Origin of the sequence: Parasphingorhabdus litoris DSM 22379, assembly GCF_020906275.1 — a bacterium.
Taxonomy (GTDB): Bacteria; Pseudomonadota; Alphaproteobacteria; order Sphingomonadales; family Sphingomonadaceae; genus Parasphingorhabdus; species Parasphingorhabdus litoris.
The window spans coordinates 3173459-3198519 of the sequence record NZ_CP086727.1; the positions used below are offsets into that span (position 1 = coordinate 3173459).

Consider the following 25061-nt stretch of genomic DNA (forward strand, 5'->3'; position numbering starts at 1 on the left):
ACCTCCATTGGGACACAATTGCCCTCTAATAGATAAGTTATTGAGAATGTCACTCTATCTCTGACTTTTTGGCCACCGCGGTCAACCCCCCTTTCCTACAACCCCCACCTTTTGATACACCGGCCCGAATCAAAAGAACAAATCAGGAACGAAAGGGCCGCTCCCCCATGGCAAATAATCCGTCTGATGATACGCCTTCTCCCGCCAATCTGCCCGTCCCCGCCGAACCGGCGGAGCCTCCGGAAACGCCGCGCGAAAAACCCTATCGCGTCCGCCATGATGGCTGGACGGCGGAGCGGCAGAATATTTTTATTGAATCGCTGGCCAAGACGCGCTGCGTGCGCGACGCCAGCCGCATGGCGGGGATCAGCTGGAACAGCGCCTATCGCCATCGCAGGCGCAGCGCGGCCTTTGCCGAACGCTGGGCCCTCGCGCTGCGCCGGTCAGAGACCACCGTGGGTGAGGTCGTGTGGCAGCGCGCGGTCGAGGGCGTGGAGGAGGATGTCTGGTATTATGGCAAGGTGGTCGGCAAGCGCACCAAATATGCCAATGACCTGCTGCGCCTGCTCTATCAGCATGACACCAACGGCGCCGGCCGCGACGCGCAGGGCCGCTTTGCGCCTGCTGGCCATATTGATGCCGGGGATGGGGCCAGTGATGGGGCCGGTGATGGAGAAGTTCATGACGGGGCGCATCCCGGGCCGCAATATCCGGACGTGGATGAGCCCACGACGGTGGCGGGCCGGACAATCTATCCCAAATGGGTCTCCCTGCCCCCTCCGGACCCGGGGCAACCAACGGACACGCTGGATGAAAAACTCAAGAAGATCAGCGACAATCTCAAACGATTGGGCAGCCGCAGCATCAATGTCCGCACGGGTGAGGGCATGACCGATGAAGTGATCGAAGCGGTCCAGCGCTTTGTCGCCGGCGGCCGGGTAATGCTGCCCGAGAAAATGAAATGGCTGCCCCCGGAAAAATTTGAACAGGCCAGAGCAGAATTTCTCGCTGAATATCCAGGCGGCGCGTCAGAGGGAGAAGGAGCGGACCAGCACGAACAGGCGGTGCGAATAGGCGGCGTGATTAGGCGGGGCGGTTAATCCGCGTCGTTGATAATCAGCTCCATCGCCGCCACCACCGTCGCGATGGTTTTTGCGCCCAGCAAATCATCAACCTTGGCGCTGGTTTGATCCGTAATCGCCCGCGCCTTGGCCGCCGCCTCCGCGCCCGTCTTGGTCAGCTTTAACCGCCACGCCCGCCCGTCCGTATCATCGCGCACCCGCGCCACCATTTTCAGCGCGATCAGCCGCCGCACCATCGCCGTAATCGCAGAGTCATTCAGCCCCAGCTCCGCCGCCAGCCGGGTCTGGGTCATCGTCTCTTCCGACGCGATAATCGACAGCGCCGACATCTGCGCTGTCGTAACCCCCGCCGCCTCCAACAGCTGCCGGTCAGAGCTTTTCTTAAGCACATGGGCCGCAATCTGCAGCCGGGAATAAAATCTGAGATCGCGTGCGGTCATGGGTGGACGTTATCCCATTTCACTCCGAATGGAAACCGATTATAATTTCATATGTGAATTATAAAATCCGGCGCAATCGGCCCGCTCAGCTTAAAAATTGATGATCTTGCCATATTTCCCGTTCTGATATAGTTCAGTGTTGAACTAATTAACGACTCGCATTCCGACCAACCTCTTGCCCGGACATGCCCGTCTCATCAGCCTGGAAAAGGAACCATAATGACCCAAGATCCCAACGATTCCGAACTTAATGATCTGCGCATGTCCGACGAGGGCCGCGTGCTTTATGATCAGGTCAAGCGCTTCGTCATGGAAGAAGTCGACCCGATCACCGAACAGTTTTTTGCGATGGGCGAAGGCCGCGAGGATCGCTGGAGCTATGTGCCCGGACAGCTCGAGCTACTGGAAGGCGTGAAGGATAAGGCCCGCCAACAGGGACTGTGGAATTTCTTCCTGCCCGATGCGGAATCAGGCGAAGGTCTGAAAAATCTCGACTATGCGTTCATCGCCGGCGTGCTCGGCCAGAACCCGCTGGCATCGGAATGCATGAATTGCAGCGCGCCCGATACTGGCAATATGGAAGTACTGGAGCGTGTGGGCACGACCGCCCAGAAACAACAATGGCTTGTTCCGCTGCTCGAAGGCAAAATCCGCTCCGCCTTTGCCATGACCGAACCGGGCCACCCCTCTTCCGACGCGCGAAATATCCGCACCGAAGCGGTTCTGGAAAATGGCGAATGGGTGATCAACGGCGAGAAATTCTACATTTCCGGTGCGGGCGATCCGCGCTGCAAGGTCATGATCACAATGGTCCGGACCAATCCCGATGGCCCGTCCCATTCGCAACAATCACAAATTCTGGTGCCGATTGACACGCCCGGCGTGGAAATTGTTGGACCGATGCATGTCTTTGGCGATGACGATGCGCCTCATGGTCATATGCATATCAAGTTTAACAATGTTCGGGTGCCTGAGGAAAATATCCTGCTCGGCGAAGGCCGCGGCTTTGAAATTTCACAGCTTCGCCTTGGCCCCGGCCGTATCCATCACTGCATGCGGTCCGTGGGTGTCGCCGAACGCGCGCTGGACCTGATGATCCATCGCGGCGGCAGCCGGGAAGCCTTTGGTCAGCCACTGGCCCTGCTCGGCAAAAATCTCGAAGTTATTTCACGCGCGCGCATCGATATTGAAGCCATGCGCCTCATGGTACTGAAAGCGGCCAAAGCCATGGATGTCATGGGCAATAAACAGGCGCGTGTCTGGGTATCGATGGTCAAGGCTTATGTCCCAGAGATTACCTGCCGGATCATTGATGAAGCGATCCAGATTCACGGTGCCGCCGGGGTCTCGCAATGGACGCCGCTGTCACGCATGTATGCCAATCAGCGTACATTGCGTCTCGCCGACGGCCCGGACGAAGTTCACCATATGGTGGTCGGCCGGAATGAAATGGCCAATGCCGGTTACAAGCCGCAACGCTAAACCCCACGTCAGAAATTACGCAAGGCCGGATGAGAGTCCGGCCTTGTTCGTTTGGCCACGAAGAAACAAAGATCGTGACAACCTATCCGGACTATCCGCTAAGTAACGCCATCTGATTTCCAATGATTGCGGAACATTGCAGGTGAAATCGCAAATTGCTTTTTGAACGCTTTCGAAAATGCCGCGCTATCCGAAAAGCCGCAAATCTTGCTGATCGTCGCAATCGGAATCTGGTCCTCTTGCAGGAAATTTCGCGCATGATCGAGTTTCAGTTCCAATGCCAATTTGGCCGGGGTGCGCCCAAATTGTAGCAGGCATTGGCGATGAAATTGACGCTCGCTCAATCCCACTTCCATCGCCATGTCGGCAACGCTTGTGGTTTCGGACAACCTGCTTTCGAGCCAGGGGATAAGCCTGTCGAGATTAGGGCCAGCATTTTTCTGTAGCATTAAGGGCGCGGAATATTGGGATTGGTTGCCAGGCCGGATGACGTGCACGACAATGTCCCGTGCAATCTGAAGCGCCGTTGTTTCATCAATATCCCGTCGGACCATAGCCAATGCCAAATCAATACCGGTTGTAACACCAGCCGAGGTCCAGATTTTTCCATCCTCGACAAAGATCGCGTCTTTCTCAATTTTTATATTGGGCGCGGTTTTAGCCAAACGGTCCGCGGCAGACCAATGTGTGACGGCACGCTTGTTTTCCAACAATCCAAGACGAGCGAGAACAAAGGCACCGCTACAAATCGATGCAACCCGGTGAACCTGTGCAGCAGCATCGGTCAACCAGTTGAGCAAAGCCTGATCAGCCATCGCATTGAAAACCGATCGGGCCATCCCGCCGGGGATGATGATGGTATCGCTTGATCGCACCTTGGGCAGCTTTTCGAGCTGGAACACCAACCCGTTGGACGCTCTGACACTAGCCCGTGTGCCAACATAGTGAACCGCGTAACGCCCGTGCGCCCGCATGCTGGCTATGGAAAACACATCCGCAGGCCCCACCAGGTCGAGCATTTGCAGTCCCTCAAAACCAACAAAGAGGATGCGTTCCGTTTTGGCAGATATGGACATAACTAAGTCATAACAGACATTTTGCAATCGGTCTATTGCTCGATCCGAAGACATCAAAAGGAGACAGAATGATGAAGATTCAAATGTTCATTTATCCTGGCATGACGCTGCTCGACCTGGTCGGACCATTGCAGGTGTGGAGCATCTGGCCTGGTGCGGACGTTCAGTTGATCGCTCAGTCCATGGATCCCGTGCCAACGGATAGCGCCATGAGTGTTAATCCGACTCACGTCCTTGATGATGCCTGGAGCGACCCTGACATATTATTCGTGCCAGGCGGCACCGAAGGCACATTTGCGCTGCTGGGCGATGAAGACATCCTGTCTTTCCTGGAGCAACAGGGCAAAGCCGCCAATTGGATCACCAGCGTATGCACGGGATCGATAGTGTTGGCGGCCGCCGGTCTGTTGTCAGGATATAAGGCAACATCCCATTGGATAGCGCGCGATATGCTCCCGGCTTTCGGTGCAGAGGTTGCAGAAGGTCGCTGGGTCATTGATCGCAACCGCGCGTCTGGCGGCGGTGTAACCGCCGGCATAGATTTTGGATTGGCATTAATGGCACATATTTCCGGGGATGAAAAACTGGCGCAGCAGGTGCAATTGGCGCTGGAATATTCGCCAAACCCGCCATTTTCTTGCGGCACACCAGCGCAAGCAGCTCCGGACATTGTCCAATCAGTGACCACATTGTTCAATGCCGAGGGCGCTGAGCAGCGAGCTGAGCTATTAGCGAGCAGCGTCAGTCGCTATCAAAGCCGCTTTGGCAGTTGAGGACGGCGAGGCTTTTGCGAAGCTCTTTTACGAAGGCGGCGCAAAAGCTGGCAGTCCTTCCAACAATTCCCGGTCAAACGGGTCGCCCTTGAAAAGCATGGGATAGTGGAACGCCCTTAGCTGCGCATGAAACTCTCGCACCGCGTCCTCATAGGCGATCATCGAAGCGGCATCCGTGCCAGCCAGTTTTTCGAATGACCGCTCGACAAAGGATGTCGGTGAGAGAAAGGCTACAAGCTGTGCTGCATCATCACGCGCCAATCGGGCTGAGCGATATTGGTCCACCAAGGATGCTGCCTTCACATCACCAAGCTGTTGAAAGGCATAATACCATTTCCACTCAAATAGCTGCTCGATTGTCGCATAGTCGCGCCATTCCGGATGCCCCTCAAGAAACGCATCCATTGTGGCTTCCTTGGGCATGTCCCAGGCATCGTTTACTGTTTCTCTTTGGAGCAGTAAAATCTCGCCACCGTTTGGCAATGGATGGCGCGCTTCAATGGCGAATTTCGAAAGTGCTGGAATGACAATCGCCAAGGCGAGCCACAAGCCGATTAACGCCGTGAGCAAGACAGATGGAGACGCATCAATCCGGCTGACCAATTCTACAATTAGCCACCAGACAAGAAGAGCACCAATGAGAATAAGGCTGGCCTGACCAATGTTCCCCAATGACGTGCCTTCCATCGCCGATGCGGTCCATAATGGTATCAGTAGCAATGAAGATAATGTCGCCACTCGGACCAATGCTCTTGGAAACCATAATTTTCCGGATGACCCAGCGGTGGAGACAAGCAAATCGTGCCGCCTTGCGGTTCGTTCCGCTGCACGCAGATCATAGAGCAACAATATCAACAATAAAGGCGCCACCGATGCCGCCAGAAAGGCGAAGTCAAACCGCCCGACCAATCCAAAATCGGCATTTTTTGTGTCTGATTCCTGGATTTGACCTTCCAGTGCCAGCATCCGAACACGATGCTTCCAAGGGCTGCTGTCACGCTGTCCCATCGCTGCAAAAGCGAAATCAGACGGCGGCGCATAGGTAAGATGAAAGGCATAATAGGCTGCACCGCCCCAATCTTCCTGTCCTTCGAGCGCATTCGCCCGATCCGCTTTGTCTTCGTTGATCAGCTCAGCGATTGTCTGCTGCTGATCGCGGACCTCCGCGACGCCAAATGTGACCGAAATGACGGACAAGACAAATGCCAGAAGAAGCCAGAATAGCGCGCCGCGGTCTTTGGCAAGGAAACGTAATTCTCGAGAGAAATTGCTCAGCATCAGACTCGCACCCTCCGCGCGGCAAAAAATGTGATGGCGGTCGCAAGAACCAGCCATATGAAAAGCATCGCAAATGGGAAGGCAGACCGGTCCACACGATCCGAAGCGCTATCTGGTGCGAAGCGAAATTCATCGAGCACGCGCCAGGCTTCAGAATTAACGCGCGTCCGCCGCTCGGCCTCGGGGTCACTGCTGCGATTGAGGTCATCCGCGTAAGATAGTTCATTGGCGTGTACGGCATTGAGCGATTGGACAAAATCGAAGCGCAGCGCCTCGCTCTCTCGCAAGAAACGATGATGGGTCGCGAGATCAGTCCCGGCCAGAGTGCGCGATACAGAGCCGACTGCAATAGTCGGTGAGACGAGACCGAATAGATTGAAAATATCGGACTGGCTCGCCTCTTGCTCCATCCGGTTTTCGGCATAGCTGTTCAGCAGATCGGTCAGTTCCGCTTCAGAGTAGGAAGCGACTACTCCGCGCCAATTGATCGGCAAGTCTTCGACTTTCTCGACATCATATTGTTCCAGCACTTCTTTTTGCAGCCTTAGAAAAGCCGGGTCGGCCGCATTATGGCCGTCTCCCAGCTTGCGCTGCTCGGCCAGCATCACCAGGTCGCTTTCGATCTTGCCGGGCGCATCGATGGCCGCGCTGCTGGCGTTGATCGCAAAGCGCGGCACAATCAGAGCTGCGAACAGCCATATGAAAATCAGAGCGCCGAGCGAGACAGCGCGTTGTTTCAAAATGATGGATGCTGCCAGAACAATGGCACCCCAAATCGAAAGATAGAGGAAATAGCCGCCAACCAGAGACGCAGCGGCCAGCACCGTCTCCCCTTGGGCAATGGCATAAATGGCCAGCGCAGTTAATGGCAGCATGAACAGAACGATCACGGCCAGCAGTGCCACTGCCTTGCCGGCTGCCAGCGACAAGCCCGAACGGCCCTGCGCCAAAATAACCGCCAGCGTGCCGCTTTCTCGCTCTCGTAGCAACAGGGCGTGGCCCAATATTATGAGAAGCAGTGGCAGCAGCAATTGATAGAGATTTGCCGGCGTCAGCGCTGCAAAACCACCAAGATCGGCGGCAGCCTTGGTATCCGCAAACATCGGCGTATTTTGCCTGTGTCCTTCTAGGAAAATCGACTGGCCGGTCACAGCATCGACGCCAGGTTCAAAGGCTGCCAGTGGCGGCGGGGGACGAAAAGCATAATGGCCGTAATGGACCATCCGGTGCGGATGGCGATCCGGCTGGGCGAAGAACGTTTCTTCTGCGGTCACTTGCTGTGCCAAACGCTGCGACTGCTCGCTTGCGACACGATCAACCGTCAAAATACTCGTCGCAGCGAGCAGAATGGCGACAATCAAAGTCGCGGCCACGATCACTTTGGAGCGCAGCCAGAGCCGCCATTCCTCTTTCGCAATCCGGAAAATCATGCTCATGCGGTTTCTCGCTCTGCAAAGGCCGCATGGACCGTTTCTGTATCTATCCGCTCTCCATTTTCGGCGGCAAAACTGCCGACCAGCTGACCGCGACGCAGCAATCCGACCCGGTCGGCGACCTGGCAGGCGCCATATACATCATGGGTGACCATAAGGATGGTCTGGCCAGCGCTTGCGAGATTTTTCACCAGATCATGGAATTCATCAATCGCCACCGGATCAAGGCCGGACGTCGGCTCGTCCAACAACAGGATGGGCGTTTCACGCAACAGCGCCAGCGCAATCGCGGTTTTTTGTCGCATGCCTTTTGAGTAAGACTGCAAGCGCCGTGATCGCGCTTCATCAGGAAGCGCAACCCGATTGAGCGCTTTGTCATAGTCCGCTTTGCTGGCGGATTTGCCCGCCAGATCAAGAAAATAGTCGAGATTTTCATAGGCGGTCATATGGCCATATAATGCCGCTGCCTCGGGCAGATAGGCTATTGCCGATCGAGCGGCGGCGATATCTTTGCCGACGCTCTCGCCATTTACCAGCACTTCGCCTGCGGCAGGTTCCAGAAAACCTAGAAAGGCCAGCAATGTACTCGACTTCCCTGCCCCGTTGCCGCCAAGCAAGGCAAAAATTTCGCCTTGTGCAACCGTGAAGGACACATTGTTCAGCACCGCGTTTTTCTCGCGGTTCAATGAGAGGGAACGAGCTTCAAGTGGCGAGTTCATGATACTATTTTCCATTGCTTAGAATTTGAGTTGGTCTGGGAGTAAGTTCGCCATCAGAAATAGCTCAGCCATGGCTTGTTGCTCTTTTCCCGATGCTTGTAAGCTGCAAATGTCTTTGCGATGGGATAGTGCACCGCGACCAGCAGGAACATACCAACCCATATCCAAAAAACACTGTCCAGGCCGTAGCGCTCACCATGCGTCGCGCCGAATATGGCATAGAGCACCCAATAAGCCGCCAGCAAAACATAGAGATGCAGCACATAGATGAACATCGGAATAGATCCGAATGTCTGCATCAAATCGAGCAGCCCGTTTTGCTTTTTCACCGTCTCCAGCCAGGCGAGCAGCAACAGGCCGATGCCCAATGTCAGCAAAACATAGTCAAGCGACGGCGGGTATTTGGTGAAGTTGATAAAGGACATCACCGTCTCAATGCCTGTCTCCTGCACCGACCAGGGGATCGTCTCCCCGTAAATGTTGAACCCGCGCAGGACCAATAGAACAGCAAGGCATGATGCGCCGAGCCCAATGAGCCATTGCCGCCGTGTGATGGCCGACGTTGACTTTGCGAAAAGCGGGCCGGCAAAATAGCCCAATAGAATGACACCAAACCAAGGCAAGCTGGGATAAGACAGGCTTATCGTCAACGGGCCGATCTGGCCGAGCTCGCCGCCATCGTGCAGGATGGCCCAAGGAATATATCCAAGCTCAACAGGTTCGAAATTGATCGGAACCAGAGCATTGTGACCCAGCACGATCAGGAAACCGAGCCCACCGATGACCCGGTAATTCAGGCGGCAGGCGAGCGACAAGGCAACCATGCAAAGCCCGATCGCCCAAAGCACTTGCAGGAAAAGATAGTTTGGAAAACTGTCTGCCCAAACAAGATAGTAGAGCACGATTTCGATTCCGATAATGACGAGACCGCGCGTGAAGAGGAACCGGGAAGGTGAACGATATTCACCCTCCTTGGGATGCGCGTAGAGCCATGCGGACATGCCGGCAAGAAAGATAAAAACCGGCGCACACAAATGAGTCAGCATCCGCGTGAAGAACAGATCTGGCTCAATCGTGTCGGCAATCGGATCGCCAGTGCGGACATGCATATAAAAACGCTCGCGCACATGATCCAGCATCATCAGGATGATGACCAGGCCCCGCATGATATCGATGGAGGCAATGCGTGATGCTGGCATGTGTGCGTTGGGCATGGCTTTCAATAATAGACGACTTCCGTCTGCTCCTCCCGGCTAAAATGAATAGGATGCCGTGAATCGGAACCGGCGCGGTGCACCCGGTTGAACCCAGACATCGGCAAAAGAGTTGGTGTAAAACGTCTCGTTGAACAGGTTATCGACATCGAACCGAAGCGCGAGACCCTCGACAGGTTCTATCTCTCCGAACAGGCGCACCGTTGTGTAGTCCGGCAGGAAAAAATCAAAGCCGGTCCAGCCGAGCCGCTCACCGACGTGCAGCACACCACCGCCCAATTGCGCCGGGACTTCAGCGATACTGAACGACTGGCTAACCAATAGGCTCAACTGATGATCCGGCGAGTTGATCAGCGGGTCACCATCTTCGATCAGCGCGCCAAAGTCTGCATCGGGATTGCTATTAGTAAACTCTGCATCGGTATAAGCGTATGAGAACCAAATGCTCAGACCGCTGTCGAACGCCAGATTGGCATCGAGCTCAATGCCGCGGCTGCGCGCTTCACCGGCCGGGATAGAGAAGAAGCCCGCGGCCACAGCCTCCGGCCGATCATCGTTCACCAGAATATTGCTTTGCTCGACCTGAAACGCGGTCAGCGTGACAGCGCCATTAACGCCAGTGAAATAGGTCCCCAGGTCGGCCTTGATCCCAATTTCGGCAGACTCGGTGATATTCGGATCAAACTGGTTACCCTGGAAGTCGGAACCGGTCTGTTGGCGGAAACCCTCGCCATATGAGGCGTAAATACTGATCCCGTCATCAACCCGGTATACGGCTCCGACCTGCGGAGAGAAGCGCGTGTCGGATGTCGTAGTGGTGGTCGCCGGTGTGGCGCGCAAATTGGTCAAGTCCTGTTTGAAATCATCAAACCGTCCGCCCAGGCGGATTTGCAGGCGATCGGTAAGGTCGATCTGATCCTGAAAATAAAAACCAAATCCTTTAAGCACCTCTTCGCGATCCGTATTCGGTCCAGGCACAGGCTGCGGGAACTGGCCATAGACGGGATTGAACACGTCAAGGAACAGATATTCAGCCGGGTCCAGTGTACTGATGTCGGTTCCGGCGGGAAAGAAGCCGGGGCGGAATCGCTGGATGAAAAGGCTGTTGTCAAAACGATCATAATCGGCGCCGATCAGCAATCGGTGGCGAAGCGTTCCCGTGTTGAACTCGCCAGCAAGTTCGGCGCGCAGAACGAGATATTCGGAATCGAAATCGCGAAAGCGGAAAAAACGGGAAAGTGTGCGTCCGTCCTCAAACAGCGTCTGACGCCCTTCGAAATTCGTTTCTGACGCATTGCCGACCAGCGAGGTCTCGCGGAAACCAATGCCTGTCAGCAGGCTCCAATTGTCCGAGAAATCGTGCTGGAGTTCAAATTGATGGCCAAGAACCTCCGTCTCAATCGGACCATCGCCTGGTTCACCGACAAAAGTCCGGCGCGGTGTGAAACCAAATTCCTCGGTAAAAGCGACACCGCGATCAAAGGGAATATCCTGCCGGGTATATTCCAGCTCATAGGTCGCCCGGGTATCCTCGCCAATCTTCCAGGTCAGGGACGGATAAAGGCCAAAGCGCTCTGTCTCGACCGTTTTGCGAAAGCTTTCCGCATCTTCAAAGAAGCCGACCAGACGGATGCCCAGTTCGTCGTTCGAACCAAGCGTGGTCTGAATATCGCCTTCGATACGATATTGTTCCCAGCTTCCGATCGTACCCTGGATATATCCTGTCGTTGCAAATTCAGGGCGCTTGGTGACGATGTTGACTGTGCCTCCTGGCTCGCCCCGCCCGAACAGAGCCGAACGCGGTCCCTTCAGCACTTCAACAGACTCGATACCGGCAATGTCACGCGGACCGCCAAAGCCGCGCCCGGCGTTAAAGCCGTTGACGAGAAATCCGCTGGGTAGATTGATGTCGCCGGAGAATCCGCGAACCGAAAATGCATTCCATAATCCGCCAAAGTTATTTTGCCGCGCAACGGATGCAGATAGATCAAGCGCACTCACCAGATCTTCCGCCCCAAATTCGACGAGCGTTTCATTATCGATAATCTGCTCTGCCTGAGGAATTTCCAGATCCTCAAAATTCCCGCGATAAGCTTGTCGCAGTCCTGTCACGACAATCGGTGACCCGTCATCGACGCTATCATCAGTCTCACTTTGGGCGTGAGATGGCGCAGCCAGAGCCAAGGTTAGCGCTGCTAGAGAAGCTGAAGCCGAAAGTTTCAAAAAGGTCATTATTTAGAGTCCCCGTATATTTTTATTATCTGCAAATTCGATAGATGTGAGCGGAAGCGATCAGGACGCCGCCGATGATGGTTGGCAATGTTTCTGCAAATCCAAATCGCTCGGCAAAAAGCCCGCTTGTGATCAGAATTGCCCCAAAGCTTGCTGGAATTAGAAACGTGGGAACACGCGCAGATGGCGAAGAGATCACCACAGTCGTTGACGCGAAAAGAGCAAGAACAGCCATTATCCAATGAAGCCATTCCGCTTCCGCAACCGCTGCAACGAACGGAGATGAAATGGCTATGACCGGCAAAAGAACACAATGGACGACGCAAGCGGCGCTAAGCGCAATTGCCGCGCCATCTTTATAGAAAGCAGACTGCATTGAAAAACTCGTGTTATGTTATAATATAACATTATTAACTCGGCTTGGCTGAGTCAACAGGGTTTTCAGCTCTGTTCCGGAAGGAGCCCAAGACCGTGAGAGCCATCACTTAAGGTGGTTGAAAGCCGGTTCCAAGATCACTCCCGAATGAAGCATGGACCAAATTAGGGCCAGACACCGCTTCCAGTTTGCAACACGCCAAGTGACTGGAATGTCAGCTCAACATCAGAACCTACTGACAGGACCTCAAGACGTCTGAACTATGGAAGAAAAATGGCGCGTAGTGCAGTTGTAAGCGAACTGGCCTCGAGCAGTTTTTCCTTGTTCCAGTAAATTTGCCGGGAAAGCCACGCCAATTTGCCCGCTTTCTTCCGATATCAAGCCGTAAAACCTGAGTATTCTGCCGGCCTTGCGTAGGTATCGAAGCTCTGTACCCAATAAATAACATGGAATTCGAACCGCGCCACAGGCTGTATTTGGGATGTCGTTCTGCCAGATGTGGGAGCAACTATATGATACAGAAGCGGCACGACCGGGTACGGCTCGAGATCTTTTTGCCATTAATGGCGTCGCACTTCTTGATCTTACGGTCGGGGAGCCTGCGACATATGTCCTGGGCTCTCCAGCCTAAAGGTCTTAGGGATCGGCGTGCTCGGTTTACTAACTCCCCGATCACTAAGGATCGGGTATGAAGCCGAAAGCGGGAACGTACCGCAGACGACTTCCGCGGAAACCGGAAATGCCAAAAGGAACAATACATAGAGAAACAGGCATATTGCGCCGGGCGCCATTGGGCCATGCATTGGAAATGGACGGCGGTGGTCGGTGGGTGCTTGATAAAACAGAAGCGTAAGAAAGCTGATAGGAGAACGCGTGACCGTTGAGGGAAGCGGATGGGGTTTGATTTAATCTATGTCGATCGGGTCTGGCATAAAGGGAAACAATGGCGGCAAAGCGGATTGAACTCCATGAGCTTTTGGTTCGTGCTGGCTGTCCTACTAGTTCCGTTTCTGGCTCAATGGCTTTGAGCTCTCGCCAACATTTTGTACATGAGCAATTAAACTACGAGGCGAGTTGCAGGTGAACAGTGAGCTACGGTGTGATCAGACTGTGACGGGTGAGTGTTTGGCTTAACCTATGTTTGATCTCATCTGCTTGGGATAGGAATATTGACGCTTGATTTTAGGTCGATGACCTATTATTGTACTTCGCATCTAAGACAAATGGCTTAAAGTTTATGAAGATGGCGATTGCCAGACGTTCCAAGGGTGAAGAGCGGCGCGAAGCGATTGAGGCTGCAGCGCGGCGCATGTTGCTTGATGAAGGCTATACCGGCATTTCTTTGCGTCAAATCGCAACGAAACTCGGTATATCAGTTGGCAATCTGCAATATTACTTTCCAACCAAGGACGATTTGGTTGAAAGCGTTATTATCGGAGAGACGCAGAAGCCGATCGACATGTTGGGCGAAATTACCTGGGACCCAAACAATACGACAAAAAGCATCCGGCAAGCCGTCGGATCGTTAATGCAATATTACGCCAGCGAGGCCGGTCGCTTTTATGCCATCATGGAATCTCTGGCACTTTATGATGCTCGTTATGTCAAGCTCAAGGCTGACGGTTACGCTCATGTTTTGAGCCATATCGAAAAGCTAATTAGCCTTGTAGCGCCAGAGCTTCCAGCTGGCCGGGCCTCAGGTTTGGCACGGGTTCTTGTCGCATTGATCGATGGCGCATCGCTGCAGGTTCAGTTCGCCCGTGGCGACGACGGTAGCGTTCGTTCACTGATTGTCGACGTGTCTGCGGCCATTGAACATCTTCTTGAGAACTGGGAGTAGCGCATGCACTGGATTTATCTTGGCATAGCCATTGCCGCAGAAGTCGCTGGCAGCGCGGCACTGAAGGAATCCGCTGGGTTTACAAAACTCGGATTTGCAGCTTTCTCAGTTGCAAGCTTTGCTGTGGCCCTTTTTTTCCTGTCGCTTGCGCTACGGGTCGTGCCGCTTGGCATTGCCTATGCGATGTGGGCTGGCATCGGCATTGTGCTGATCTCATTGCTCGGCGTTGTTGTATTTCGCCAGACGCTCGATTTCGCGGCCATTGCAGGCATCGGGCTCATCATTACCGGCGTGATCGTCATCAACACACTTTCCAACGCCACAACCCATTAACGGCCATCATCAAGGAGATCCCATATGCTGACCTGTTCATTTTGCGGTTTGGAAGCGAAGTCTGTTAGCGCGCTCCTTGCTGGTCCTGAAGTAAATATCTGCGACCGATGTATTGACGTTGGCGTTCGCACGATTGCAACCCGTGACGCGCTGGAACAGCCTGATCGAAGCTCACCAGTCTTGGAAAAGATCGGAGATGAAGCGCTGCTTCACGAGATGGCGGCAACGTCCAAGCTTGTCGATAAAGCTCGCGACCGCCTGCAGAGCCAGATCCGGGAATTGCGTCACAATGGTGTGGATTGGACTGCCATTGGTGCCGCGCTTGGCGTGTCCCACCAGACCGCGCAAGAGCGGTTCGGATAGAGACAGAGCCGCCTTATCTAACTGGATAAATTAGAGATCTCCCCAATGAACACAGCCACTCAGCAGACCGTAAACGATACCCATCGAGAAAATGTCACTACCTTTCTCAAACATCTGACCGTCGACATTACAGACCGCAGTGTGGCCAGTGACGGTAATCGGGCGGCGACTGCATATTTCGAGGCGCGTGTGTCCAAAAATGGATGGTCCACACAAGCACAATGGTTCGACGCCATCGACTGGATTGGCGATATAGCCTTACTGACGTCCGACGACGGCACTATATTTGAGGTTTTCCCTAGCCCTTACGCGCCGGGTATTGAAGTGTCGGGCCCGCTGATGGCGGCATCCACAACTGAAGATCTCCTACACTCTGATGCCGCGGGCATGCTGCTTTTGCTTTACGGGGATATTGCCCGCGAACCGCTGATGCCTAAACGATTCCCTTTCTTCGCTATCGAAGAACATCAGCGAATTGTTGCGGGTCTTGAAAACTCCGGTGCGAGCGCGATCATCACGGCCGCGGCAGCTGACAGCATCATTGCAGGCGGAGCCTATCCGGCGCCGATGATTGAAGATGGTGATTTCAATGTGCCGTCAGTGTTCATGACCGAAAAGGAAGGCGAACGGCTGCTGCCATACGTCGGCCAGCGACTGACACTTGTTTCAGAAAGTCGCCGCATTGCAGGCAAGGCGGCTAATATCATTGCCAGAATCAATGCCGGTGCGATTCATCGCATCGTCATCACAGCGCATATTGACGCAAAAAAGAACGTCCAAGGTGCTCTGGACAACGGCACAGGTGTCGCGACGCTTTTGCTCCTCAGCCATATGCTCAAGGATTATAGAGGCGATTTCTGCATCGAGCTTGTGGCACTCAACGGTGAGGATCATTATGCGGTCCCTGGGCAGGTCGCTTATATGAACAGCAACCACGATACCTTTGACACGATTGCGCTGAACATCAACATTGATGGTGTCGGCTATTTCGAAGGGGACACGGCCTATTCCTTCTTCAATCTACCCGAAAACATAAACGAGCTCGCTGTTGCTGAGCTTCTTGGCGCACCGGAGGCCTGCGCGGGGATAGAATGGCCGCAAGGCGATCACAGCATGTTCGTTCAATCAGGATGCCCGGCCATTGCAGTCACGTCGGACTGGTTGCTGGAGAACATGGCCACTCAAACCATCACCCATACGACGAAAGATACCGTTGATCTCGTGGACCCCGATAAGGTGGTTGCTTGCGCTCTCGCTTTGGAGCGTTTCATCGACAGGCTCTCTTAAACAACCCAGACACAGCCTCGGCTTGCCATTTTTGACGGTTCACTTTGGAAGAATTTCGTCCTAATTTAGGTCATTGACCTAGAAAGGTTAATATATTGCGACGATATATGAGGCCACTCAGCAGGAGCATCGGCTTTGTTAGCCTGATTGATGCACTATCGTGCAATCTTTCGCTGTCCTGCTCGCCGCATGCCATAGTGGCCGGATGGTTCAGGACAGCCATGATACTCTCCATCACCTGTCTTTTGGTTGCTTGCCACGCAGTCGAAACGGATGAAGACGGCGCGCTGTTGCCGCGCACCGTGGCATTAAGCAAGACAAAACCGGCCGACGGTTACGCATCCCATATTTTTGTTGGCTCCGTTCAGTCATCGGAGCGTGCCCGCCTGGCCTTCGCGCAGGCAGGCTCAATTGGAATCACAAATGTCGAGATCGGTGATCACGTAAACCAGGGGACACAGTTGGCGACGCTTGAAGTACAACCTTTTGAACGCCGCCGGGAGCAGGCTCGGGCAGGTCTGGATCGAGCGAGAGCTGCGTTTAACGAAGTCGAAAAGCGTCACGCTGCCCAGAAAAGCCTTGTCGAGCGAGGGTTTTTCCGCAGACTGACTTTTGAAAGTACAGTAGCGCAGCTTGAGGTCGCACGCGCCGACGTCCGTACGGCAGAGGCCGAGCTGGCACTCTCCGAGCGGACAATCCGCGAAGCGCGCATTGTGTCGCCGATTAGCGGGACCGTGGCGCAGCGAATGGCGGAACCAGGTGAGTTTGTGCAGCCCGGTCAGACCATATTCGAAATTGACGGGGACGGCAGCTTGGAAGCGATCATTCCAGTGCCCGCGGCAATGGCAGCCAAATTGTCGCAAGGTGTCGATGTCATTCTGGAAAGCGCTGGCGAAAAGATCGAAGGAAAGGTCTTGCATATCGGCGAGCGGCAAGGCCGTGGCGGCCTGGTCACAATCGAGGTCCTGATAGGTGAACAAGCCGACGGTTTCCATCCGGGCGCAACGGTGGAGGCCCGATTCATTCTTTCACAACAGCAAGGCGAGATAGTCGAAATTCCCTTGTCGGCTTTTCTTCCTGGAGCAGCGCCAAACCGCGGCACGGTATTTGCGTTCAATAGCGATACCAGACGTGTTAAACAGCTGGATGTAGCGGTGCGTCCGGCTGATGGAGAAACATTGCTCACGTCATCCCTTGCCCCGGGCATGTTGGTGGTCTCCGCAGGGGTTCGATTTCTGAACGATGGCGACCTCGTCAACGCTCTTCCTGTGACGGCGGATTAGAACAATGCGCATCGCTTCTGCCGCGCTCCGTTATGATCGCCTAACACTGTTCTGCATTCTGATCGTCGTTATCGGCGGCCTGCTCGTGCTGCGCAGCTTCCCGTCGCAGGAAGAACCGACAATTCCCGTCAAACAGGCTGTCATTTATGTAGAAAACCGAAGCCTGTCCGTTTGGGAAGCCGAAAACCTGATCGCCAAACCGCTGGAGGCCGCGATCGAGCAGTTGCCGGAAGTAACCAATATCTTCCCGACGGTCCGCGCCGGTGTGGTTCAGCTCCGCGTCGAACTGGCCGATGATCATGTCGATACAGACGCTGCATGGGCGCGACTGCGCACGCGAATTGCCGAAGCGAGACTCCCCGAAGGATCTATTGGCCCGTTTGTTGACGACGATTTCGGCAAGGTTGCAGTCGCGACATATGCAATCGTTCCCAGCGAAGGCTATAGTTGGGGTGATACACGGTTGGCCGTTAGAGAATTTGTTGACGCCTTGAATAAGTTAAACGGTGTCGGCCGGATCACCGTCACCGGCATGCAGACCGAGCGTGCGGTAATTACGCTTTCCAGGAACGATGTTGGGGCTCTCGACCTTTCGACAGCGGAGATCGCGGCGGTTGTCAACGCCGAAACCGCATCCAAACCGGCTGGTTTTTTGCAAGTCGGTGGGCAACTGCTCGATATTGATGCCGACGGTCGTATGAGTGACCTCGAAGATCTTCGCAATGTCAGAATACCGCTTTCTGACGGCGGCGCAGTAGCGCTGCGCAACGTCGCGGACATTCGGCGCGAAACCGTCGAGCCGCTTGAGACAGCCGTCTTGTTCGATGGTCGACCCGCCGTCGTCATTGGTGTCGAAATGCAACCGGGGATGAATGTCCAGATGTTTGGCAAAGAGCTTCGTCATCGAACCGAGGCGTTAGAAGATCGGCTGCCCGTCGGTTTCGAGCTTACCGAAATCAGCTTTCAGGCCGACGTGGTCACCGACGTCATCGCCGACATGCAGCGCACCCTTTATCTGACCGTTGCCGTGGTCCTGATTGTCACGATTGTCTTTTTGGGTTGGCGAACGGGACTTGTTGTCGGTTTGTCGATCCCAATTACCATGCTGGCCTCTCTGCTCGTTATGCATCCACTTGATCTCGAACTTAACCAGGTCACAATTGCATCCTTCATCATCGCGCTCGGCATCCTTGTCGACAATGCAACGGTGATTGCCGAAGACATATCGCGGCGTGTTGCGAGCGGCGAAGCAAATGAAAGCGCGGCGTCGGAGGCTTCCAGAACGCTCGGCCCGCCCTTGCTGGTGTCAACACTAGCCACCGCGTTGGCTTTCGCGCCACCGATCTTCGCTGGCAGCCTGTCGGCGGAGTATATGCGCGGCCTCGCTTTCGTCATGGCAATTGTACTGATCATCTCCTGGATCGTAGCTGTTGCGGTGACGCCGCTTTTAATCCGTATGTTGACTTCTCATCACCAACCCCTTCCATCAGCCTCTGCTGAGACAAATGCGGAACAGCGCCGCGAACCATGGTTCATAGATGTCTATCGCAAAATTCTCATGCGCATCCTTCGGGTTCGCATTGCTTTTTCTGCGGCGATGGTCGGTCTCTTGATGATAGCGATCTGGGCAACGTGGAGCATTCCCTTCAGCTTTCTTCCACCATCTGATCGCGATCAGTTCCAGATACCCTTCGAAATCGCTCCGGGAGCGCGGCCACAGGCAACCCAAGACGCAGTTGAGGCCGTTTCCACGTTTCTGAACGACCGCGAACATAATCCAGACGTCATCAATCACGTTGCCTATATCGGCTCAGGAGGACCTCGGTTCATCCTTGGTCTTAACCCGCCCACAGCGGCGCCCCATCGCGCCTTTTTTGTCGTCAATACAGAGAATGGCGCGAATATTGAGGGGATCATTACCCGCGTTCGCGACCATATCCGAACCACAATGCCGAACACTGAAGCACAGCCCAAACGCTTTTCACTTGGCGAAACCGATGCCGGCACCGCGGTTTTGCGGATATCAGGGCCCGATGCAGACAGCTTAAGGGCACATGGCGAAGCTCTACGGAAAGCTTTCGCGCAGATTCCGGGGACAGTGGAGGTTCGCCATGACTGGGAAACCATGGTCACGAGGCTGCATGCCGATGTCGATGATGTGCGTCTGCTTGGCAGCGGCCTCTCCGCAGATCAGGTCGCCACAGCTCTGGAGAGCGCAGTTCGCGGTACAGCGGTCACGGTTTTTCAAGAGCATGGGGCGCAGTTGCCCGTGATCATCCGAGTGCCTGAAACAGAAAGATCGGATTTCGACGCCATCAGATCACTAACTATAGCTGGTCAAGACGGTCAGTTAATTCCACTTTCGACTGTCGCCGACTTCACATTGGTCGACGAACCGAGCGTGATCCAAAGGCGAAATCACCAACGCACGATTACGATTTCCGCTCGCCATCCTGACATGACGGCGCAAGAGCTTGTTGATCATGTGCAGCCTGTGATCGATGCCCTTCCATTGGAAACGAACGAAATCATTGCAGTTGGTGGCGAAATTGAAGAATCAATGGAAGCCTCAGCCGCGATCACCGAATATATGCCGCACTGCCTAATCGTGATCCTGGGCCTGTTTCTGCTGCAATTCAATTCGGCTCGCCGGACGGCGATCATTGCTGCCTCTATTCCATTTTGTATTGTCGGCGTTAGCACGGCTCTGCTGATGACGCGCATGCCTTTCGACTTTATGTCGTTTCTTGGCATCTTCGCGCTCATTGGAACCATCGTATCCAACGCGATTCTGGTGATTGAGCGGGTGGATCAACTGCGCGCCGAAGGAGCTACAGCTTATCGGGCCTTGGTCGATGGCGCAGCGCAACGGCTGCGGCCGATTGTGTTGACCCAGCTGACCACCATTTTCGGATTAATCCCCCTAATGCTAGCGGCCGAGCCGTTATGGATATCCTTCAATATCGTGGTTGTCGGCGGACTAATTGCTGGCACATTGATCAGTCTTGGTCTCGTTCCCGTCCTCTATGCCATGATGTTTCGGGTCGTACCAGACGATCAAGATAACTCTCCTCACAAAAGCGGACACGGAACCAGCAAGGAGGATGAAAACCATGTACGGGCTTAACATGCAATATGTTGCCGTCGAACGGTTCGTGCCGATTGGCTACAGCCTTATTGGACCGAAAAAAGACGTTCCGCTGGTCATCTGCCACGGGCTCGGCGCCTACCATATTCAGTGGGAAACGGAGGCGCGCCAATTGGCGCAATCCCGGCCAGTGCTGACGATTGATCTTCGCGGTCATGGCGCCTCCGCTGTTGTGCGTAACGGGCAGATCGAGGACTATTCGCTAGAGCGCATGGCGCGTGATGTGATTGGAGTTATCGAGCATTGCGGCTTCGATCGTGTTCACTTTCTCGGCAACTCGCTCGGCGGTATGATAGGGCTTGAGATTGCCCGAACACGTCCGGACTTGTTGCGGTCACTCGTCACTTGCGGTACGGCCTTTAAATTCAAACTGTCACCGCTGGTGGTTTGGACAAAGCTGGTGATATACTATCTGCTGGGCCGCCGCCTGCCGAAGTTCATTGCGCGCCATGCAACGATCAATGAAGCCATGCGTCCGCTTGTCGAAGAAATGTATGCGAACGCATCTCGCAAAGTCATGCACCTAATCGACCGTCAGATTTACATTTTCGACCGCCTGGAAACCGCGCAAGCGTTCGAAGGTCATCTCATCGTGATGCGCGGCGAGCGCGATACCACTATCAACCGGTATCTTGATCGCTCCATTGAAGTTCTGAAAAACAAAATAAATTTTCATGTTATCGATTTGCCCGGCGTCGGCCATTTCACCAACCTCGATCAACCCGCCCTATTCCAGAGTTGTCTGAAAGAGGCGCTGGATCGCGTAGAAGAGTCAGCGGAAAACGCCTGCCCCCCATCATAAGACAAATTATCAACCTGACCCAATCCAAGTGATAATCCTATTTATGTTGAGTCGGGTACTGGGCCGTTATCGGACTGTCCGTTTTTGATCTGCTGGTGCGATAAAGCTGCCGTTCCGCTAACGACCCAATTGCAGACGTTCGAAGAAGCCGGCCCCGATGTCTGGTTAGGGCGCAAACGCAGAGATTATAGAAACGGTCAGACGAGCAAAGTCCCTAACCAAAATTTCTTGATGAACCATTGGAATCAAAACTCAATTAGGCCAATCGGTCCAACACCTGCTTCATTCTGACTGCACAGACCAAGCATGCAATCGGAACTGCAAAAACCAAAACTATACCGAGTACAATCAAGTAACCAAGATAGAATTGGACCCGAATTTCACCGTCTTCCTGTTCGTGGAAAAATTCGGTGACCGCACAGAGTGCCATGACCAGCATAGTCATTGTCCCGCTAAAATAGAGAATTGGAGATCCAAAAATTTCCGTGCCTATCCCGGATATCGAGAACTGGGGACTAACAACATTTGCGATAAAGAGCGAAAATGCTGCTCCAATAACGGCCCAACTGATAGATTTCTGTATTTTTTCATTCACCAACAAGCGCAAGTCACCAAAGCGATTGCGATTATATATCATGACCCAGATTAACGCATAAGCTGGTATTAGAACCTGTACGTTCATATAGTGAAACTCATTTGTCAGATAACCAGCAACCAACAGGATACACAATAATGGCCCTATCCTGAGATACCAGCGGATCAGGAAGCTTTCGGAATCCGCAACATAGCGCGTACCACTGCCGATCAACGCGGCACCCGACAATAGCGCCAAGCAAATTGTTGCAATTAGCGAGTTAGATACAAAGACTGCGGCTAGCGGTAATAACAACAAGCATAGATAGCTGACCATCTCGATAAACAACGATACCGTGCCGCCTTGACGACCATTTTCGACAGAAACTTGGTCGTTGATCAGAAACGTTCGTAGCCTGGAAAAAACCATGAACGGGACTGCCAATTTGAAGACAGAAAAAAGTGATTTGAAACTGATATCATTGACCGCAAAATAGCTAAACTGCTCTTCAAATCGAAGGGTCATCAAGTAGGCAAAGACGGGCAAACAAATGAAGTAGTGAAATACAGAAACCCAATTGGCGGAAGGCTCCTCTTGTGGTTTGCGCCACGCGTCAATTGCATCCAGATCTAATAAAAACTCGGCTCCGGGATAGTTGACATCTATCTCGTCAATAAAGTCCTGGACATAATCGCCATCGGTAAAACGATCCCATCGAGAAGGCTGCTTGTTTCCGCTGCGTAGTATTTTCAGGGCTGCTTTATGGCTGCCACCCTTCTCTTGTTCGTCAAGCCAGATTTGCGCCGCAGCCATTTCAGCGGCTTGGGATATCGGCCATTCCAGACCGATTGTATCGGCCCGCTTAGCCCAGCCATAGTCTATGTCCGCCATTCTTAACAATGTAGCGGCTTTCTGATCAGCACATACGACCATATCGGCCAGCGCGTTTTCGACCGATTCTGCAACATATAATTGTTCCAGTGCTGGATCGCCATGGATAGCGCGATAGTGGGATTTCATCGCCGATGTAGCAAGCGGTTCATCCGTCGTGGAATTGAGCAGCTTGTTAAGAGCGCTCAAATTCTCGTTTATCGTAGCGGACGATTCGATCTCAATTTGAAAGTCTTGTTCTTCAGGTTCTTCACTTTCCGGTTCAGCACCGATCTGGGAAAGAAAATCCTGGCCTATCTCGGGTTGATAGTCGCCGCCTTTTTCATCTGCTTTACCGAAATATTCGTCTTCAAAGTCATAATCATCGTAGTCTTCATCATAGTCATCTTCCCATTGGGCTGGCCCCAGCGCGTAGTCATAGGCTTCACGCAAAGCGATAAAGGCATTCGGGTTGGCGTCGACGTCTATTGTTTTCAGAATTTTTGTATAGGCGTGTTTGATCGTCCGTTTGTCGTCGGTCTTTTCAATTTGCAGGTCTTTCCAGGGATAGTCGCTGGTACTCACAGTATCGGCGCACCTTCTATTTCCGTCAGCCTCTCCGATATTTCATCCCGGGACTGTTTGATCAGTTTGGGGTCCTGCTTTTCCAAGACTGCGGAAAATTGAGAAATGAGCTCACCGATATAAACGCGCTCTTCGCCAAGAGCGCTTTGGAAACACCGGTCTGCACGCGCCATGATCGCGGCATTCTCGCTTTCCTCACGGGGGTGGACTTTCAGTTTTTCGAGGGACTGACGCCGGTTTTTCAAATCTTTGGGTGATAGATTTTCCGCTCCATCCTGAATTACCAATTGTTCACGCAGGTCCGTTTTGGGAACGTGGATATCGACTTCCAGCAAGCCGCTGACATCATAAGTGAAGCGGACATCCAGCGATACTTCCCCGTCCCGCCCGGGCGGGACCGGCACTTCAATCCGGCCCAAAAAGACATTGCCGTCAACCCTGCGTGACTCGCCCTGATAGATATTGAACCGAACTTTTCTCTGGTTGGCGCTCATGGGGAAGAAGGTTTCCACCCTGCTGGCCGGTATGGCTGTATTCCGTTCGATGATCGGCGCAAAGAAGCCTTCGTGGATTTTGCCATTGGCATCTTGATGGGATGTATCAACGCCAAGGGTAAAAGGACAAACGTCGGTTAACCGTATCTCGTCTAGCGCTGAATCTTTTTGTTTGAGGCCAGCTTGAACTGCTGCACCCAACGCAACGGCATGATCCGGGTCGAGAGATGTGTCGGGAAAGCGTCCAAATAATTTGGTAACCGTGCGTCGCACTGACGGCATTCTTGTCGCACCGCCGACCAGTATGATTTTACCCAATTGATCCGCTTGCAGTCCGCTATCGCGAATGGATTGACGAAGTGGTCCGCGCAATCTCTCGATCAGCGGGTTGGCCTCTTGTTCAAATTGTGTTCTTGAAATGGAGCAGCGATGCTCCTGATCTTTCCACACAATGGAGAATTCGACTGTCTCTTCATCGGTGAGTGCCCGGCGCGCGCGTTCGGCCGCTGCGCGCATGACTTCATGAAAGGCGGCTTCATCATCAACTTTGATAGCGCCCCAAGTGTCTATCCGGCTGCGGGCAAGCTTGATCATGACATCATTAAAGTCTTCACCGCCAAGCCAATTATCGCCTGCTGAGGCATGCACTTCTATGACGCCGTCAAAAATCTCAACAAGTGACACATCAAAAGTTCCACCGCCCAGGTCAAAAATGAGAAAGGGATCCTCATCATCTTTTTCATGTATGCCATGTGCCAGAGCCGCTGCTGTCGGCTCGTTGATAAGGCGCTGTACATTCAATCCTGCGAGTTCTCCGGCAAACCGAGTCGCCTTTCTCTGCCGGTCGTTAAAATAAGCAGGGACAGTGATAATTGCCTCGCTAACACTTGTTCCCAAATGGTTTTCGACATCTTCTTTCAATTGGCGAAGGACCAATGCGGACAGTTCTTCTGGCGAAAACGTCTTGGTGTTGAGGCTGATTTTTTTGTCTGTACCCATTAAACGTTTAAATGCTGACGTGGTGGATTCCGGGTGATAGGTCTCACGATCGCGCGCGGCTTTGCCAATCAGCAGTTCGTTTTTGTCATTCAAGCCAACAACCGATGGCGTCAGGAAATCTCCAAGTGAATTGGGAACCAATTCTGCTTTGCCGTCACGCCAAATTGAGCAGGCACTATTTGTTGTGCCTAAATCTATACCAACAATCATAGCGTTTCCCTTCTCCCGTAGACTATATTTTGGCAAGAGGTTTCGAATGTATTTTGATAGTTGCAAATATCTTATAGCTAGGTTTCCGCAACATCGACTTTGGGTTTGTGGTAATCTGCTAAATATTAAACGCTAGAGTTGATGCGCGCTTTTGTCCGTTTTTTGGAT

At 53.4% G+C, this 25061-nt stretch carries 20 protein-coding genes; 10 read left to right on the plus strand and 10 right to left on the minus strand.

Annotated elements, in window-relative coordinates; translation table 11 throughout:
• Positions 1-167 precede the first annotated feature (167 nt).
• Positions 168-1100: a hypothetical protein gene (locus BS29_RS15445; RefSeq protein WP_229954524.1), complete on the plus strand. Its 933-nt coding sequence runs from the start codon at positions 168-170 to the stop codon at positions 1098-1100.
• Here BS29_RS15445 and BS29_RS15450 read toward each other — a convergent pair.
• Positions 1097-1522: a MarR family winged helix-turn-helix transcriptional regulator gene (locus BS29_RS15450; RefSeq protein ID WP_229954525.1), complete on the minus strand. Its 426-nt coding sequence runs from the start codon at positions 1520-1522 to the stop codon at positions 1097-1099. The genes BS29_RS15445 and BS29_RS15450 overlap by 4 nt on opposite strands.
• A gap of 219 nt (positions 1523-1741) precedes the next feature.
• On the opposite strand from BS29_RS15450, the gene BS29_RS15455 reads away from it, so the two are divergent.
• Complete coding sequence (locus BS29_RS15455) at positions 1742-3004, plus strand: acyl-CoA dehydrogenase family protein (RefSeq protein ID WP_229954526.1); 1263 nt, start codon at positions 1742-1744, stop codon at positions 3002-3004.
• 98 nt (positions 3005-3102) lie between these two features.
• On the opposite strand, the gene BS29_RS15460 is transcribed toward BS29_RS15455, so the two are convergent.
• Complete coding sequence (locus BS29_RS15460) at positions 3103-4080, minus strand: GlxA family transcriptional regulator (RefSeq protein WP_229954527.1); 978 nt, start codon at positions 4078-4080, stop codon at positions 3103-3105.
• A 68-nt stretch (positions 4081-4148) separates the two neighbouring features.
• Here BS29_RS15460 and BS29_RS15465 point away from each other — a divergent pair, with 68 nt between their 5' ends.
• Positions 4149-4853, plus strand: a complete 705-nt coding sequence (locus tag BS29_RS15465) for a DJ-1/PfpI family protein (protein ID WP_229954528.1) — start codon at positions 4149-4151, stop codon at positions 4851-4853.
• A 27-nt stretch (positions 4854-4880) separates the two neighbouring features.
• Here BS29_RS15465 and BS29_RS15470 read toward each other — a convergent pair whose 3' ends face one another.
• The 6 genes from BS29_RS15470 to BS29_RS15495 are packed head-to-tail and all read right to left on the minus strand — an operon-like array spanning position 4881 to position 12105.
• Positions 4881-6131: a DUF3526 domain-containing protein gene (locus tag BS29_RS15470; protein ID WP_229954529.1), complete on the minus strand. Its 1251-nt coding sequence runs from the start codon at positions 6129-6131 to the stop codon at positions 4881-4883.
• Positions 6131-7567: a DUF3526 domain-containing protein gene (locus tag BS29_RS15475; RefSeq protein ID WP_229954530.1), complete on the minus strand. Its 1437-nt coding sequence runs from the start codon at positions 7565-7567 to the stop codon at positions 6131-6133. The genes BS29_RS15470 and BS29_RS15475 overlap by 1 nt, the downstream gene beginning before the upstream one ends.
• Positions 7564-8283: an ABC transporter ATP-binding protein gene (locus tag BS29_RS15480; RefSeq protein ID WP_229954531.1), complete on the minus strand. Its 720-nt coding sequence runs from the start codon at positions 8281-8283 to the stop codon at positions 7564-7566. Before BS29_RS15480 ends, BS29_RS15475 begins: the two co-directional genes overlap by 4 nt.
• Positions 8284-8336: 53 nt before the next feature.
• On the minus strand, positions 8337-9497 hold the full coding sequence (locus BS29_RS15485; RefSeq protein ID WP_229954532.1) for a DUF1624 domain-containing protein: 1161 nt from the start codon (positions 9495-9497) through the stop codon (positions 8337-8339).
• A 39-nt stretch (positions 9498-9536) separates the two neighbouring features.
• Positions 9537-11729 (minus strand): TonB-dependent siderophore receptor, encoded by a 2193-nt coding sequence (locus BS29_RS15490; RefSeq protein WP_229954533.1) that lies wholly within the window; start codon positions 11727-11729, stop codon positions 9537-9539.
• A gap of 25 nt (positions 11730-11754) precedes the next feature.
• Entirely contained in the window at positions 11755-12105 is a 351-nt protein-coding gene (locus tag BS29_RS15495) for a MerC domain-containing protein (RefSeq protein ID WP_229954534.1), read from the minus strand.
• A gap of 1237 nt (positions 12106-13342) precedes the next feature.
• On the opposite strand from BS29_RS15495, the gene BS29_RS15500 reads away from it, so the two are divergent.
• The 7 genes from BS29_RS15500 (at position 13343) to BS29_RS15530 (ending at position 21161) form a co-directional block, all read left to right on the plus strand.
• On the plus strand, positions 13343-13945 hold the full coding sequence (locus tag BS29_RS15500) for a TetR/AcrR family transcriptional regulator (protein WP_229954535.1): 603 nt from the start codon (positions 13343-13345) through the stop codon (positions 13943-13945).
• A 3-nt stretch (positions 13946-13948) separates the two neighbouring features.
• On the plus strand, positions 13949-14278 hold the full coding sequence (locus tag BS29_RS15505; RefSeq protein WP_229954536.1) for a DMT family transporter: 330 nt from the start codon (positions 13949-13951) through the stop codon (positions 14276-14278).
• Between the two features lie 24 nt (positions 14279-14302).
• Positions 14303-14641, plus strand: a complete 339-nt coding sequence (locus tag BS29_RS15510) for a ClpX C4-type zinc finger protein (RefSeq protein WP_229954537.1) — start codon at positions 14303-14305, stop codon at positions 14639-14641.
• Between the two features lie 141 nt (positions 14642-14782).
• On the plus strand, positions 14783-15928 hold the full coding sequence (locus tag BS29_RS15515; protein WP_229954538.1) for a M28 family peptidase: 1146 nt from the start codon (positions 14783-14785) through the stop codon (positions 15926-15928).
• Positions 15929-16149: 221 nt separating this feature from the next.
• A complete protein-coding gene (locus tag BS29_RS15520) occupies positions 16150-17211 on the plus strand; it encodes an efflux RND transporter periplasmic adaptor subunit (RefSeq protein ID WP_229954539.1) in 1062 nt (353 codons plus the stop codon).
• A gap of 4 nt (positions 17212-17215) precedes the next feature.
• A complete protein-coding gene (locus tag BS29_RS15525) occupies positions 17216-20338 on the plus strand; it encodes an efflux RND transporter permease subunit (RefSeq protein ID WP_229954540.1) in 3123 nt (1040 codons plus the stop codon).
• The gene (locus tag BS29_RS15530; RefSeq protein ID WP_229954541.1) at positions 20325-21161 is read left to right on the plus strand and encodes an alpha/beta fold hydrolase; all 837 of its coding nucleotides are present in this window, start codon (positions 20325-20327) and stop codon (positions 21159-21161) included. The genes BS29_RS15525 and BS29_RS15530 overlap by 14 nt, the downstream gene beginning before the upstream one ends.
• Positions 21162-21417: 256 nt before the next feature.
• Here the strand turns inward: BS29_RS15530 and BS29_RS15535 are convergent, their stop codons facing one another.
• Positions 21418-23190 carry a hypothetical protein gene (locus tag BS29_RS15535; protein ID WP_229954542.1) on the minus strand — a complete coding sequence of 591 codons (1773 nt, stop codon included), beginning with the start codon at positions 23188-23190 and terminating at the stop codon, positions 21418-21420.
• Positions 23187-24893: a molecular chaperone HscC gene (locus BS29_RS15540; protein WP_229954543.1), complete on the minus strand. Its 1707-nt coding sequence runs from the start codon at positions 24891-24893 to the stop codon at positions 23187-23189. The genes BS29_RS15535 and BS29_RS15540 overlap by 4 nt, the downstream gene beginning before the upstream one ends.
• Between the last annotated feature and the right edge of the window lie 168 nt (positions 24894-25061).

Bases quoted from the DNA above. Each gene is read 5' to 3' on its own strand.
- BS29_RS15495 (WP_229954534.1), bottom strand. From the start codon at position 12,105: ATGCAGTCTGCTTTCTATAAAGATGGCGCGGCAATTGCGCTTAGCGCC.
- BS29_RS15500 (WP_229954535.1), top strand. From the start codon at position 13,343: ATGAAGATGGCGATTGCCAGACGTTCCAAGGGTGAAGAGCGGCGCGAA.
- BS29_RS15525 (WP_229954540.1), top strand. From the start codon at position 17,216: ATGCGCATCGCTTCTGCCGCGCTCCGTTATGATCGCCTAACACTGTTC.
- BS29_RS15475 (WP_229954530.1), bottom strand. From the start codon at position 7,567: ATGAGCATGATTTTCCGGATTGCGAAAGAGGAATGGCGGCTCTGGCTG.
- BS29_RS15480 (WP_229954531.1), bottom strand. From the start codon at position 8,283: ATGAACTCGCCACTTGAAGCTCGTTCCCTCTCATTGAACCGCGAGAAA.
- BS29_RS15520 (WP_229954539.1), top strand. From the start codon at position 16,150: ATGATACTCTCCATCACCTGTCTTTTGGTTGCTTGCCACGCAGTCGAA.
- BS29_RS15450 (WP_229954525.1), bottom strand. From the start codon at position 1,522: ATGACCGCACGCGATCTCAGATTTTATTCCCGGCTGCAGATTGCGGCC.
- BS29_RS15445 (WP_229954524.1), top strand. From the start codon at position 168: ATGGCAAATAATCCGTCTGATGATACGCCTTCTCCCGCCAATCTGCCC.
- BS29_RS15455 (WP_229954526.1), top strand. From the start codon at position 1,742: ATGACCCAAGATCCCAACGATTCCGAACTTAATGATCTGCGCATGTCC.
- BS29_RS15460 (WP_229954527.1), bottom strand. From the start codon at position 4,080: ATGTCCATATCTGCCAAAACGGAACGCATCCTCTTTGTTGGTTTTGAG.
- BS29_RS15505 (WP_229954536.1), top strand. From the start codon at position 13,949: ATGCACTGGATTTATCTTGGCATAGCCATTGCCGCAGAAGTCGCTGGC.
- BS29_RS15540 (WP_229954543.1), bottom strand. From the start codon at position 24,893: ATGATTGTTGGTATAGATTTAGGCACAACAAATAGTGCCTGCTCAATT.
- BS29_RS15485 (WP_229954532.1), bottom strand. From the start codon at position 9,497: ATGCCCAACGCACACATGCCAGCATCACGCATTGCCTCCATCGATATC.
- BS29_RS15510 (WP_229954537.1), top strand. From the start codon at position 14,303: ATGCTGACCTGTTCATTTTGCGGTTTGGAAGCGAAGTCTGTTAGCGCG.
- BS29_RS15465 (WP_229954528.1), top strand. From the start codon at position 4,149: ATGATGAAGATTCAAATGTTCATTTATCCTGGCATGACGCTGCTCGAC.
- BS29_RS15530 (WP_229954541.1), top strand. From the start codon at position 20,325: ATGTACGGGCTTAACATGCAATATGTTGCCGTCGAACGGTTCGTGCCG.
- BS29_RS15490 (WP_229954533.1), bottom strand. From the start codon at position 11,729: ATGACCTTTTTGAAACTTTCGGCTTCAGCTTCTCTAGCAGCGCTAACC.
- BS29_RS15470 (WP_229954529.1), bottom strand. From the start codon at position 6,131: ATGCTGAGCAATTTCTCTCGAGAATTACGTTTCCTTGCCAAAGACCGC.